The 13,019-nt window shown below is 47.9% G+C and carries 14 protein-coding genes and 1 pseudogene; 7 read left to right on the top strand and 8 right to left on the bottom strand.

Annotated elements, in window-relative coordinates; genetic code table 11:
• Together apaG and BM082_RS17545 are read left to right on the top strand one after the other, a co-directional pair.
• Entirely contained in the window at positions 1-378 is a 378-nt protein-coding gene (gene apaG, locus BM082_RS17550; protein ID WP_017012157.1) for a Co2+/Mg2+ efflux protein ApaG, read from the top strand.
• 8 nt (positions 379-386) lie between these two features.
• Positions 387-1,223 (top strand): symmetrical bis(5'-nucleosyl)-tetraphosphatase, encoded by an 837-nt coding sequence (locus tag BM082_RS17545; protein ID WP_074927967.1) that lies wholly within the window; start codon positions 387-389, stop codon positions 1,221-1,223.
• A 21-nt stretch (positions 1,224-1,244) separates the two neighbouring features.
• Here BM082_RS17545 and folA read toward each other — a convergent pair whose 3' ends face one another.
• From folA to rplU, 6 genes are all read right to left on the bottom strand, one after another.
• A complete protein-coding gene (folA, locus tag BM082_RS17540; RefSeq protein WP_017012159.1) occupies positions 1,245-1,724 on the bottom strand; it encodes a type 3 dihydrofolate reductase in 480 nt (159 codons plus the stop codon).
• A 55-nt stretch (positions 1,725-1,779) separates the two neighbouring features.
• Positions 1,780-2,244 carry a threonine/serine exporter family protein gene (locus tag BM082_RS17535; protein WP_074927965.1) on the bottom strand — a complete coding sequence of 155 codons (465 nt, stop codon included), beginning with the start codon at positions 2,242-2,244 and terminating at the stop codon, positions 1,780-1,782.
• A complete protein-coding gene (locus BM082_RS17530) occupies positions 2,241-3,008 on the bottom strand; it encodes a threonine/serine exporter family protein (protein ID WP_017013369.1) in 768 nt (255 codons plus the stop codon). The genes BM082_RS17535 and BM082_RS17530 overlap by 4 nt, the downstream gene beginning before the upstream one ends.
• 146 nt (positions 3,009-3,154) lie before the next feature.
• Positions 3,155-4,333, bottom strand: a complete 1,179-nt coding sequence (gene cgtA, locus BM082_RS17525) for an Obg family GTPase CgtA (RefSeq protein WP_017012162.1) — start codon at positions 4,331-4,333, stop codon at positions 3,155-3,157.
• Between the two features lie 383 nt (positions 4,334-4,716).
• A complete protein-coding gene (rpmA, locus tag BM082_RS17520; protein WP_002536479.1) occupies positions 4,717-4,974 on the bottom strand; it encodes a 50S ribosomal protein L27 in 258 nt (85 codons plus the stop codon).
• 17 nt (positions 4,975-4,991) lie between these two features.
• Positions 4,992-5,303 (bottom strand): 50S ribosomal protein L21, encoded by a 312-nt coding sequence (gene rplU, locus BM082_RS17515; protein ID WP_017012163.1) that lies wholly within the window; start codon positions 5,301-5,303, stop codon positions 4,992-4,994.
• Positions 5,304-5,569: 266 nt separating this feature from the next.
• Between rplU and ispB the strand changes: the two genes are divergently transcribed.
• Positions 5,570-6,541, top strand: coding sequence for an octaprenyl diphosphate synthase (ispB, locus tag BM082_RS17510; RefSeq protein WP_017013370.1), 972 nt, complete (start codon positions 5,570-5,572; stop codon positions 6,539-6,541).
• A 103-nt stretch (positions 6,542-6,644) separates the two neighbouring features.
• Positions 6,645-7,331: a DUF3313 domain-containing protein gene (locus tag BM082_RS17505; protein ID WP_017013371.1), complete on the top strand. Its 687-nt coding sequence runs from the start codon at positions 6,645-6,647 to the stop codon at positions 7,329-7,331.
• A 118-nt stretch (positions 7,332-7,449) separates the two neighbouring features.
• Here BM082_RS17505 and mdh read toward each other — a convergent pair whose 3' ends face one another.
• Entirely contained in the window at positions 7,450-8,385 is a 936-nt protein-coding gene (mdh, locus tag BM082_RS17500; protein ID WP_017012166.1) for a malate dehydrogenase, read from the bottom strand.
• A 316-nt stretch (positions 8,386-8,701) separates the two neighbouring features.
• Between mdh and argR the strand changes: the two genes are divergently transcribed.
• The 3 genes from argR to BM082_RS17485 all read left to right on the top strand — a co-directional run bounded on the left by argR (position 8,702) and on the right by BM082_RS17485 (position 12,634).
• The gene (gene argR, locus BM082_RS17495; protein WP_017012168.1) at positions 8,702-9,172 is read left to right on the top strand and encodes a transcriptional regulator ArgR; all 471 of its coding nucleotides are present in this window, start codon (positions 8,702-8,704) and stop codon (positions 9,170-9,172) included.
• 407 nt (positions 9,173-9,579) lie between these two features.
• Positions 9,580-12,138 (top strand): TRAP transporter permease, encoded by a 2,559-nt coding sequence (locus BM082_RS17490; RefSeq protein WP_017012169.1) that lies wholly within the window; start codon positions 9,580-9,582, stop codon positions 12,136-12,138.
• Positions 12,139-12,193: 55 nt separating this feature from the next.
• Positions 12,194-12,634, top strand: a complete 441-nt coding sequence (locus tag BM082_RS17485) for a universal stress protein (RefSeq protein WP_017013373.1) — start codon at positions 12,194-12,196, stop codon at positions 12,632-12,634.
• Between the two features lie 56 nt (positions 12,635-12,690).
• Here the strand turns inward: BM082_RS17485 and BM082_RS17480 are convergent.
• Positions 12,691-13,019 (bottom strand): annotated as a pseudogene (locus tag BM082_RS17480) (IS4 family transposase); the annotation flags it as partial.

Here is a 13,019-nt window from a genome sequence, read left to right as displayed (position 1 = left end):
ATGGTAAATAACAATTTCACGGTTCGCGTACTCACGCATTATGTTGAAGAGCAATCTGAACCGGATAATAAACGTTATGTGTTCTCATACACGGTCACGATTGAAAACAATGGTGGCCGTGATGCGCAGCTTTTACGTCGTAAATGGTTAGTCACAGACGCGAATGAGAAGAAGTTGGTGATTGAAGGGGAAGGTGTAGTCGGCGAGCAACCTGTGATTGTCGCGGGTGATCAATACACTTATACCAGCGGCACTGTCATTGAAACTCCTGTTGGTGTTATGCAAGGTCATTACTCCATGCAGTTTGACGATGATGAGACACCGTTCACCATCGACATTGCTCCTTTCCGTCTTGCTCTGCCAAATATCCTTCACTAGGAGTTTTCTTGGCTACCTATCTTGTTGGCGATATTCAAGGTTGCTATTCCGATCTTCGCAACTTGCTTGATATCGCCAAATTTGATCCCAACATCGATCATCTTTACATCGCCGGCGATCTTGTCGCGCGAGGCCCTGATTCACTAGCCGTACTTCGCTTTGTGCGGGATCTAGGCGAACACGGACATGCCGTTCTAGGGAACCACGATCTACACCTTCTTGCGGTTTCAGAAGGGATCATGAAGGTCAAAGCGAAAGACAAAACTCGGCCCATACTCGACGCGCCTGATAGCAACGTACTGCTTACATGGCTACGTCAGCAACCTCTGCTCATCCACAAAGCGTCGGATAATGGCACTGCACCAGGCTTTGTTATGACACACGCTGGCGTGCCGCCCGTTTGGGATCTTGCCAAAGCAAAAAAACACGCCCTTGAGGTTGAAACCGTATTGCGCAGCGACCGCTACGTATGGCTTTTACAGAACATGTATGCCAACGAGCCGTCTGTATGGTCTAAATCCTTAGAAGGTATCGAGCGTCTTCGCTACACCATTAATGCATTTACCCGTATGCGCTTTCTTACGTCAGAAGGTGGTCTGGACATGGCCTGCAAGCTCCCTCCCGACAAAATACATGACAACTCACTCGTGCCTTGGTTTGACGTTCAACGTCATAAGCCAATGAAAGAGACCTTGGTGTTTGGTCACTGGGCAGCACTGAATGGCGTCTTTCACGAGCAAGTTCTGGGGCTAGATACAGGGTGTGTTTGGGGCGGTGCATTGACCATGGTACGTTGGGAAGATGGGCAAAGATTTTCTCTTCCTTGCCCAATACACGCTGACTAACGTCTATACACACATTTCGACTTATCGATCGAGTACAACAAACTCCATGTTGTATTTGTTCTTCTCATCCGCAGCGTAATGCTCAGAGTGACTTGTATTCCATCCTTCCCCCCAAGCAGGAAAACAGGTGTCTCCGTCAATCTCTGCATCGATAAACGTTAAATACAGACGATCCGCTTTAGGAAGTGACGCTTCATAAATCGTCCCACCACCAATGATCACTGCCTCTTCCACACCTTCAACCAAGGTCAGTGCTTGCTCGATGCTGGTCACGCTTTCAACGCCTTCCGCCATCCATTCACTGTTACGGCTAATGATGATATTCCGACGTCCTGGTAGCGGTCTACCGATAGATTCATACGTTTTTCGCCCCATGATCACAGGCTTTCCCAAGGTGTTGCGTTTAAACCACCCAAAGTCGGCAGGCAGGTGCCATGGCATCGTGTTGTCTTTACCAATGATTCTATTTTTTGCCATCGCTGCGATCATGCTGATTTTCATCGTGAACGGATTTCCTTTGTCATTGAGCGTCGTATTTTATTCAGAGATCGCTATGCTACACCACGGATTTTCTGCGGTAAAACAAGAGTCCTGGCATTGCTAGACCGATCGCCAACGCCGCGATAATAAACAATGCCTTGATACCATTATTCATCATGCTCGCCCAGAGTGCATCACTGAACCCCAAGCTATTAATTTCCACTAATGCAATCATGGCTTTGAACGCAAACACCCCCGGTACCATCGGGATAATGGCAGCAACCGTAAACACTTTAGGGTGCGCCATAAAGCGTTGAGACCAATACACTCCTACCATACCCACTAGGGTTGCAGCACATAATGTCGCCCATTCAATCGGTACGCCGTAGTGCATCAAAAGGTATCGACCACCGTGCCCAAGCGCCCCACCAACCGCACAATATTTCAGGGCCTTCACAGGCACATTAAACACCAAGGCAAATCCAACAGCGGGAACCGCTGCAAACAACATGTCATGAAGGAGACCAAGTAGCAGTGTCATAACCACCCCCAAATGCCTGTCACATTCATCGCACCAACAATGCCAAGGCTTGTTGCGAGGGTTAACAAACTCGCCATCACCCAACGGGCTATGCCCATATTGACGTACCCTTTTACCATGTCAGACACCGCGTTAATCAGTGGGAAGCCGGGCACCAACATCAGTACTGACGATGCCATGGCAAGGTAAGGCTGATTACCGATGCTCATCATGGCGCCAATGCTCGATATGAGTGTTGTCACAAACGCCGTGACACCAAAATTTAGCAAAGGGTTGAATTGACGATGACCAATTTCCTGACGCACAACCATGCCGATGAACGAAGCAACAAATGTTAGGGAAAACACCGACCAATCACCGCCAGATAAGCGGCTGAAACTCGCACATGAAAAGCCGATGACAACGGCCACAAGCCAGCGGTTATAACGCTGAGGGGAAATACGATTTAAGCGCGTCTTTACACCATCTTTATCAAGAAGGTGTTTTTCCGTCATGATCAAAATACGCTGGATCTCCGTGATCACCCGCATGTTGATCCCACGATCAGGGCAACGGCGTGCCGTCGTAATACAGTGATCATCGTGTATCGTGGTGATCACCATTGAACTCGCCGATAACGATATCTCTACGCTGTCTAGGCCAAGGGCTTCACCCAATCGGCAACAAATGTCGCTCACCAAACGGCTTTCTGCACCGTGTTGAAGTAACATTTGCCCCGCTTGACTCACTAAGCGAGAAACGTTCCGCTGCGCCTCTTCATCCATTTCACAGACTCCCTGCGACATGTTCACTCCCTCGTCGATATTAACCACAATGTGATGAACTTCGGTTTTACGTGAATTCTGTTCGGTTTACTTTGATTTGGGCGAAAAAAAACCGCCTCTTAGGGCGGTTTCTTATCGGGGTATAATTATGGGCGGTAGATGATTTCTACGTCGTAATCATCTTCGTTCCAATCATCCCAATCGTCATCATCGTCGTCACTAGACTCAGCATTTTGCTTTTTAAGCTGCTCTTCGTGGTAATCGTCCCACTTGAACTCAACCTTACCTTCCTCTTGGGTTTCTTCAACCAACTGAGATGGCATTGAATCGATAAGCTCCATCAAGTCAAAGGTAAGTTGCTGTGTATTGTTACGATTGATCGCTGAAATCATATAGTAAGGTTCATCCCAACCTAATGCTTCCAGCACACGTTCTACCTGAGCTTGCGCGTCTTCTTCAGACATCAGGTCCATTTTATTAAAGACAATCCAACGAGGCTTATCAGCGAGCTTCTCGCTATAGCGTTGAAGTTCTTCAATAATAGTAAACGCATTGTCGACAGGATCTGATTCGTCAACCGGCATCAGGTCGATCATGTGCAACAGCACACGACAACGCTCAAGGTGCTTCAAGAATCGAATACCGAGACCCGCACCTTCCGCAGCACCTTCAATAAGGCCAGGAATGTCAGCAACAACAAAGCTTTTGTTATCAGCAACACGCACCACACCTAGGCTTGGCACCAATGTTGTGAACGGGTAATCCGCCACTTTTGGTTTTGCAGCAGATACCGCACGAATGAAGGTCGATTTACCGGCATTCGGCAAACCAAGCATACCCACATCAGCAAGAAGCAAAAGCTCAAGACGTAAGTGGCGCAATTCGCCTTTTGTACCCATAGACTTTTGACGAGGCGCGCGGTTTACAGAAGACTTGAATCGGGTGTTACCCAATCCATGCCAACCGCCTTTTGCCACCATGATCTTCATACCATGTTGGGTCAGGTCGGCAATCACTTCGCCAGTGTCTTCGTCTACAGCACGTGTACCAACAGGCACGCTTAGTACCAAGTCGTCACCACGCTTACCTGTACAGTTACCACCTCGGCCGTTTTCGCCACGAACAGCGGCATGAAAACGCTCAAAGCGATAGTCAATCAGGGTGTTCAGGTTTTCATCAGCCAGCAAATATACATCACCGCCGTCACCACCATCGCCACCGTCAGGACCGCCTTTTGGCACGTACTTTTCGCGACGGAAACTGATGGTACCGTTACCACCGTCTCCTGCTTCTACGCGGATCACCGCTTCATCTACAAATTTCATCTTAATTCTCCATACCCTACGTCACCCAGACATGCTCAGGTCAAACACGCCTCAAGGGTTAACGTTGGCGATATAGCAGCAACCCTGATAGAGCAACTTTGGGTTAATGATCCTTTTGATCTTAGGATCAAAAACCGTTAAGCGATCTTTTACGCCATGAATAGTTCACAGACTTAAACAGTCGTGCCATTACTGACGCATACGTGACGGTTATTCCTCACGTAAACATGCTTACGTTTTTCACGAAAACAGCTGCGCTATCGCCTTTAAGGGCGATATACCCAAGTGACTTTAAGCTCAAAATTCAGCAGGTTAAAGTCACTTGGGTACACAACAAAAAGCCCCGCCTAAAGGCAGGGCTTCTAAATTAGAATCGAGTGCTATTATTCAGCTTCGATGCTAACGAATTTACGGTTCTTAGGACCTTTAACTTCAAATTTTACTTTGCCATCAGACAGAGCAAAAAGAGTGTGGTCTTTACCGCAACCAACGTTAGTGCCTGCGTGGAACTTAGTACCACGTTGACGAACGATGATGTTACCTGCTAGTACAGATTCGCCACCAAAGCGCTTAACACCAAGGCGTTTACTTTCTGAGTCACGGCCGTTACGAGTAGAACCGCCAGCTTTCTTATGTGCCATTTATCTCTTCTCCTAAATTAAGCGCTGATGCCAGTGATTTTGACTTCAGTGAACCACTGACGGTGGCCCATTTGCTTACGAGAATGCTTACGACGACGGAACTTAACGATTTTAACTTTGTCGCCACGACCGTGAGTAACTACTTCAGCAGTTACTTTACCGCCTGCTACGAATGGTGCACCAACAGCGATTTCTTCGCCATTAGCTACCAGCAGAACAGTGTCAAATTCAACAGTTGAGCCAGTCTCGATGTCTAGCTTTTCCAAGCGAAGGGTTTGACCTTCACTTACACGGTGTTGTTTACCACCACTTTGGAAAACTGCGTACATGGTTTTCTCCGCATTTCCGCACAGCCTACTGCGTTTAAAAATTGTGCAGCGAGGGGTGCATTTAATTCATCAATAGGGCGCGAATTCTACGGCAAGATTCGCTAACTGGCAAGGGGGGAATGAAAGAAAATTGGTGAAAACCTGCTCAGTGATTATTCCTTTGTTCTTTATCGCAACAGACCCTGTGTCGAGGGGCTAAATTTAGTGTAATATCATCGCAAAAATGACAGCAGCGTACTGCATTATACCTTGGACCGGACGCATCAATGGATTTTAACACCATCCAAGCACTTACTGCCGATGACATGGCAAAAGTGGATAAAAAAATACTCGCGCAACTGAATTCTGATGTCGCACTGATTAACCAACTTGGTTTTTATATCGTCAGCGGTGGCGGGAAACGCTTGCGCCCAATGCTGGCTGTTCTTTCTGCCCGCGCGCTGGACTATCAAGGAGAGGGTCACTGCACGGCAGCCGCTTTCATTGAGTTCATTCACACCGCCACTTTGCTTCACGATGATGTTGTCGATGAATCAGACCTTCGTCGAGGCAAAGCCACAGCCAACGCCATGTTTGGTAATGCTGCCAGCGTGTTGGTTGGTGATTACATTTATACGCGCTCTTTCCAAATGATGACGGAACTTCGATCCTTGAAGATCCTCGATCTAATGAGTCATGCAACCAATGTGATCGCTGAAGGTGAAGTTTTGCAGCTAATGAACTGCAACGATCCTGATACCACCGAAGAAAGCTACATGCAGGTTATCTACTCAAAAACTGCACGTTTGTTTGAAGCCGCGACGCAAATCGGTGCCATTTTGGCTGATGCGCCAGAAGACATCGAAAAAGCGATGCAAGATTACGGGCGCTACCTTGGAACGGCATTCCAATTGATCGATGATGTCATGGATTACACCTCTCAAGGCGACGAGATGGGTAAAAATACGGGCGATGATCTTGCCGAGGGTAAACCAACCCTGCCATTACTTCACGCCATGGCGCACGGAGATCAAGATCAAATTGCAATGATCCGCGAAGCGATCGAGAAAGCCAATGGCCTTGAGAAGCTCGAACAGATCCTTGCCTGCATGAAGCAACACGGCTCACTGGAATACACGCAGCAACGCGCAGAAGAAGAAGCGGAGAAAGCCATTCAGGCACTGTCGCCGATTCCTGAGTCGCCCTATAAGGAAGCACTCAAAGCACTTGCCCACCTTGCAGTGAACCGCAAAAAGTAATACCAAAAACGCACTTCATAGAAGTGCGTTTTTATTTCTGCCTTATCTTATCTTATTCATTCATATCCCCACCTAAATCGATCTTCATAACAAGGAGCCTGTTTTGACGTCCCTCATTGCGAGAACCACCTTATTTCTGACACTGAGCCTTTTTCTGTTTGGCTGTACATCGAGTTACCGTCCTGCCGCCACCAGCTTTACAAGCTATGAAGATTTTAAAGCGGGGCCTGAAGGAGGCGTGGATCTCGTCTGGACACGAATAGGGTTACGAGATGCTAAAAGACTAAAGCGGAAGATTGCGCAATACGACGCAGTGGTGATTGATCGAATCTATGTACTCACAAATGAAGACAACGCACTGAGTGACGAACAGATTACGGAATTAACGGTTTATTTAGCTGATCGTCTAAAGAAAAAAATTACGCAGTACAAACCTGTCGTGGATACCCCTACAGCGAACAGCCTGCGTCTTAGCATCGCGATCAGTAATGTAGAGACGCCAAACCCTATCCTCGCAGTAACAAGCAGCCTATTACCCGTAGGCTTAGGAATTTCAACCATCTCTAAGATCACCACAGGTCAGCACACCAATGTTGGCAGTGCGACCATCGAATTGCTTGCCAGTGATGCAAACACTGACAAGCCTCTCTTTGCAGCCATTGATCGCGAGACCGGAAACAAAGATCTATCAACGATGATCGATTCTCTGGATGACGCAAAAGATGCCATTAACTGGTGGGTGGATCGTTTAGGCCAAACCTTGGTCGGTCAGTTTGATCAGACGCGCTAGGTTGTGGGCTTTTTCATTTATCTGTCACTTTGAACACAAGATAAACGCCAAGCACTTCCGAATATAACAGGCATAAAAAAAGCGGCTAGTCAGCCGCTTTTTTCGTTCATGGCGAAGTTTATTTTACAAACTCTTCGCCCATGGTGATATCACCACGTAGCGTATCTAGCATGCTATCAAGCGCATTTTGCTCAAATGCACTCAGTGGGCCGTGGTCAAGAATTTCTTCTACGCCATCTTTACCCAAACGTACTGGTTGTGCGAAGAAGCGAGCGTACTTACCGTCACCCTCAACGTATGCACATTCAATAACGTCTTTCTCACCTTGTGCAGCGCGAACCAATGCCAAACCAAAACGGCAAGCTGCTTGGCCCATAGATAGCGTTGCAGAGCCACCGCCTGCTTTGGCTTCAACCACTTCAGTACCCGCGTTCTGGATACGAGGTGTCAATGCTGCCACTTCTTCTTCAGTGAACTCAACACCTTCAACTTGTGAAAGCAAAGGAAGGATCGTCACACCAGAGTGACCACCGATAACCGGCACACTCACTTCTGTTGGGTTTTTACCTTTCAGTTCAGCAACAAACGTTTCAGAACGGATGATATCCAGCGTAGTGATACCGAAGAGACGTTTCTTGTCGTAAACACCCTTCGCTTTAAGCACTTCTGCAGCAATCGCAACAGTGGTGTTTACCGGGTTAGTGATAATACCGATAAGTGCTTTTGGACATACGTCAGCAATTTTTTCACTTAGAGAACGCACAATGCCAGCGTTCACGTTGAACAGGTCAGAACGATCCATACCAGGTTTACGAGCAACACCTGCAGAAATCAAAACGACATCTGCACCTTCAAGCGCGGGTGTTGGATCTTCACCGCAGAAACCTTTAATTGAAACGGGTGTAGGGATGTGGCTTAGGTCAACCGCAACACCTGGTGTTACAGGGGCAATGTCATACAGTGCCAGATCTGAACCCGCAGGCAGGTTGTTTTTCAGAAGCAGGGCTAACGCCTGACCAATGCCGCCAGCGGCGCCAATCACAGCAACTTTCATCTCGTTCTCCTTATTTACGATTTTTATATTTCAGACCTTTGGTGGCATTCCATTGCGATGCCGACAGCGGCACGATACTCACAGGAAATGACACAAAAAATGAATTCACAAGCATCATACGTGCCTATTACCTTCAGCGACAAGCCTACGACTGTGAGGATAAGCCCCGCTTCTCAATTTTCTTTTTTACAGGCGAAAAGCAATGACCAGAGTCTGTTGAAAGGTGATTAGTGCGTCACTTTACTGCGGATTTTATTGCCCATGACTGAATCACTATGCAAAAATGCGCCATTCTGACACTGGGAAAGAAAAAAAAATGCGTAATTCAGATAAACAAGACTTATTAGTGAAAGCGTTTAAAGCGATCCTAAAAGAGGAAAAATTCAGCTCCCAGGGCGAAATTGTTGATGCGTTAAAAGCGCAAGGCTTTGAGAACATCAACCAGTCTAAAGTGTCTCGCATGCTGACTAAGTTTGGTGCCGTCCGTACGCGAAATGCAAAAATGGAAATGGTTTACTGCCTGCCAGTAGAACTCGGCGTGCCAACCACCAGCAGTCCGCTCAAAGAACTGGTGATGGACATTGATTACAACGATGCATTGGTTGTGATTCACACAGGCCCTGGCGCAGCACAATTAATTGCGCGTCTTTTAGATTCACTGGGGAAAGCGGAAGGCATCCTTGGTGTGGTCGCGGGTGACGACACCATCTTCATTACTCCAACCAGAGCAACAACCACCGTTGCTTTGTTTGAAGCAGTGTGTGATTTATTCGATTACTCTCGCTAAAAAAACAGCCCTTGTTTTTTAAACACATCTGTTAGGCAGAAAATAACACCTACATTTTCTGCCTAATTCTCCTTCCTCCCCTTCCCTGCACTATCATTAAGTGTCTCATTATTGAGTATGTGATGCATTTATCTACGGTTAGCCCACAAATCATTGTGAAATGCCATGACAAAATATTTCCCTAGTTTTAAATTTTGGATACAAGTTTGTTATCATTCCCAACTATGAAACTCGAATAGAGCAAAATAAACTGAGTGTTAGCCGGAATCCTTGCCACCAGTCGTGACAAGGGAAGCCATAACAAATTTGTGTGAACACGTTGTAGAGTCGACCCGCCAAATTGGCGGGTTCTCCTCATCTTGTGTCAGTAAATTTTACACTTTCATTTGCCGATAAGGGACAATGGCATGACGAAGACGACCGAGACACCGCTCGACGCACAGGACATCGTCGCGCAAGCGGACACTGGTGCCCGATCACCTTCAGGGATCCCAGGACGTATCCTGTGGTTCGTTCCATTGTGCTGGTCTATATTCCAGCTCTGGTACGCATCACCCTTTACTGTTGCGCTAAACGATACAGAAGCGCGCTCTATCCACCTTGCGTTTGCTATTTTTCTCGCATTTACCGCTTACCCTGCACTAAGAAGTTCGCCACGAGATCGCATCCCACTCCAAGATTGGATCTTTGCTCTCGCAGGCAGTTTTTCAGCCGCGTATCTTTTCCTTTTCTACTCCGATCTCGCTACGCGCGCAGGCGCACCAACATCGACGGATATCGTTGTTGCCGTCACAGGTATGGTTCTGCTCCTAGAAGCCACACGCCGAGCACTTGGACCACCGTTGATGGTGGTTGCTGCTGTCTTCTTGGTATACACCTTTGCGGGTCCACACATGCCAGATGTGATCGCGCACAAAGGTGCAAGCCTCAACAAAACCATGTCACACATGTGGCTAACAACCGAAGGTGTCTTTGGTGTTGCCCTTGGCGTGTCGACCTCGTTTGTATTCCTGTTTGTTTTGTTCGGCGCATTACTTGATCGTGCAGGCGCGGGTGGCTACTTCATCAAAGTCGCGTTCTCTTTGCTTGGCCACATGCGTGGCGGCCCAGCAAAAGCAGCGGTTGTTGCATCGGGTCTATCAGGCCTGATTTCAGGCTCTTCTATCGCCAACGTTGTAACCACAGGTACCTTTACCATTCCGTTGATGAAACGTGTTGGCTTCCCTGGCACGAAAGCAGGTGCAGTCGAGGTTGCGGCGTCAACGAACGGTCAGCTTACGCCACCTATCATGGGTGCAGCGGCGTTTTTGATGGTGGAATACGTGGGTATTCCGTATATCGAAGTCATTAAAGCGGCGATCTTGCCAGCCATCATTTCTTACATCGCACTGATTTATATCGTTCACCTTGAAGCGTGTAAGGCGGGCATGACAGGTTTGCCACGTCGCCATACGTCGACATTCCTACAAACCCTTCAGAACATCGTGGTTATCGTTATCGGTATCTGCGTACTGAGCTTCGCGGTTTACTACGGTATCGGTTGGACGAAAGATGTATTCGGTGCAGCAGCAAGTCCAATCATTGGCGTGTTGATATTTGCCGCTTACGTCGCACTCGTACGCTACTCTTCACAATTCAAAAAAGAAGCGGTTGAAGATCCTGCCGCCACAGACCTTTCAGAAGTGCCCGATCCAGGCCCGACGGTTCGTTCAGGTCTTTACTATCTGCTACCGATTGTCGTGTTAGTGTGGTGCTTGATGGTAGAGCGCTTCTCACCAGGTCTGTCTGCATTCTGGGCAACCTTGTTCATGATGTTCATTGTTGTTACCCAGCGCCCATTGATGGCTTTCTTCCGCAAAGAAGGTGAATTTGCCGCAGCGATAAAAGCAGGCTTTGTCGACTTAGCAGAAGGTTTTGTCGCAGGTGCGCGCAACATGATCGGTATCGGTGTAGCAACGGCTGCAGCAGGTATCGTTGTCGGCGTAGTCACGCTAACAGGTATCGGCTTGGTCATGACCGACTTCGTTGAGTTCATCTCTGGCGGTAACATTATTCTGATGCTGCTGTTCACTGCCGTTATCAGTCTGATTCTGGGCATGGGTTTGCCAACCACAGCAAACTACATCGTCGTATCGACCCTGATGGCACCCGTTATCGTAACGCTAGGCGCACAAGAAGGCCTGATCATTCCATTGATTGCTGTCCACTTGTTTGTGTTCTACTTCGGTATCCTCGCGGATGACACGCCACCTGTTGGTTTGGCCGCATTCGCCGCCGCAGCGATCGCGAAATCAGACCCCATAAAGACGGGTATCCAAGGCTTTACCTACGATATTCGAACCGCGATTTTGCCGTTCATGTTCATCTTCAATACACAGCTGTTGTTGATGGATCTTGATGGGCCGTTGCACTTGTTCCTTACCATATTCTCGGCGGTCGTCGCCATGTTGGTGTTCTCTGCCGCCACACAAGGTTGGTGGCTGACGAAGAACAAATGGTATGAAACGGTGTTGATGCTGTTGATCACGTTCGCACTGTTCCGTCCTGGGTTCTTCTGGGATGAACTGTACGCGCCAACCAATGATTACGCGGGCACAGAAATCATAAAAGTGGCGGAAACACTGCCTGATGGCCAAACCCTGAACATTCAAGTGAAGGGTGAGAATATCGACGGCAACATCGTCACTAAACACGTGCACCTACCTGTTGATACCGCACAAGCAGAAGGCTTGGCGCGCGTCTTGTCTACGGGTCTAGAGCTACGTGACGAGGACGGCGGCAAGTACATCGATATGATTCAATTCGGTAGCCCTGCAGAGAAAGCAGGTATCGATTTTGATTGGGAAGTGGTTCAAGTCAGCACACCGGCTGAACGTCCGATGAAAGAATGGGTATTTGTACCAACCTTATTGCTACTGGCTGGTTTGGCGTGGAATCAACGTCGCCGCCTGAAGCAAACGGCATAACAACGGTCGGGGCCTTGCGCCCCGCCGGATTACTTTAACGAAGAGAGTGTAATCCATGTATAAGCACATTCTGGTCCCGGTTGATTTGAATGATGAACACTTTGGTGACAAAGCCGTTGAACATGCCGTTTGGTTAGCAGGACAAACAGGAGCAACCTTGCACTTACTGACCGCATTACCCGGTATTCATAACTCCATGGTCGCATCATACTTCCCCGAAGATGCTGCGCTCAAAATGAAGCAAGATGTTCAATCCAGCCTTAAAGCATTTGCCAAGCGTATGATCCCTGAAGGCATTGCCTACGATTACTCTGTATCAGAAGGCAAGCCTTATAAAGTTATCGTGAAGTCAGCAGAGCGTCTTGGCTGTGATTTGATTGTCATGCCAAGCCACAAGCGCTCTCGTGCCAACAAGCTACTTATCGGCTCTGTTGCCACCAAGGTACTTGAGCAATCTAAAGTCAACGTGTTGATTTTAAAGCCTCAACAAAGCTGATTGGTCTGACAAGAATAAGAACGAAAAAAGGGCAGTATCGACTTAAGGCCGCTCGCTTAAGAGCGAGTGGCTTTTTTCTCTCTGGTTCTGGTTGGATATTTTGCGGGTCTTTTCAACACTGCCCGAGGGTACGCTTTCCTCTTTCTCTTGTTAGGTAATATCAGCCGTTTGCCATTTTCTCTAAGCATTTTTAGTGCATTTGGGACTGCACCAGGACTTCTGCCACTCGCCCAGATAAACTCATCTTGGATGAGATATAGCGCATTGAGGAAGCTTATCCTAAGCGGCTCAACTTTGTGCTCTTTCGCCATCGCTGCCATTTCTAAACGGACGATATTGTAAGACGTCAGGATCCCCCACAACTCCTGATAGATGCCCTCGCTTT

It is taken from the genome of Enterovibrio norvegicus DSM 15893 (assembly GCF_900115495.1).
GTDB classification, from domain to species: Bacteria; Pseudomonadota; Gammaproteobacteria; order Enterobacterales; family Vibrionaceae; genus Enterovibrio; species Enterovibrio norvegicus.
This window is presented reverse-complemented; position numbering and strand designations above follow the sequence as displayed.

Coding starts and splice junctions, on each gene's coding strand:
- apaG (WP_017012157.1), top strand. CDS start 1: ATGGTAAATAACAATTTCACGGTTCGCGTACTCACGCATTATGTTGAA.
- BM082_RS17490 (WP_017012169.1), top strand. CDS start 9,580: ATGACGAAGACGACCGAGACACCGCTCGACGCACAGGACATCGTCGCG.
- ispB (WP_017013370.1), top strand. CDS start 5,570: ATGGATTTTAACACCATCCAAGCACTTACTGCCGATGACATGGCAAAA.
- folA (WP_017012159.1), bottom strand. CDS start 1,724: ATGAAAATCAGCATGATCGCAGCGATGGCAAAAAATAGAATCATTGGT.
- BM082_RS17485 (WP_017013373.1), top strand. CDS start 12,194: ATGTATAAGCACATTCTGGTCCCGGTTGATTTGAATGATGAACACTTT.
- mdh (WP_017012166.1), bottom strand. CDS start 8,385: ATGAAAGTTGCTGTGATTGGCGCCGCTGGCGGCATTGGTCAGGCGTTA.
- BM082_RS17530 (WP_017013369.1), bottom strand. CDS start 3,008: ATGGATGAAGAGGCGCAGCGGAACGTTTCTCGCTTAGTGAGTCAAGCG.
- BM082_RS17535 (WP_074927965.1), bottom strand. CDS start 2,244: ATGACACTGCTACTTGGTCTCCTTCATGACATGTTGTTTGCAGCGGTT.
- cgtA (WP_017012162.1), bottom strand. CDS start 4,333: ATGAAATTTGTAGATGAAGCGGTGATCCGCGTAGAAGCAGGAGACGGT.
- rplU (WP_017012163.1), bottom strand. CDS start 5,303: ATGTACGCAGTTTTCCAAAGTGGTGGTAAACAACACCGTGTAAGTGAA.
- rpmA (WP_002536479.1), bottom strand. CDS start 4,974: ATGGCACATAAGAAAGCTGGCGGTTCTACTCGTAACGGCCGTGACTCA.
- argR (WP_017012168.1), top strand. CDS start 8,702: ATGCGTAATTCAGATAAACAAGACTTATTAGTGAAAGCGTTTAAAGCG.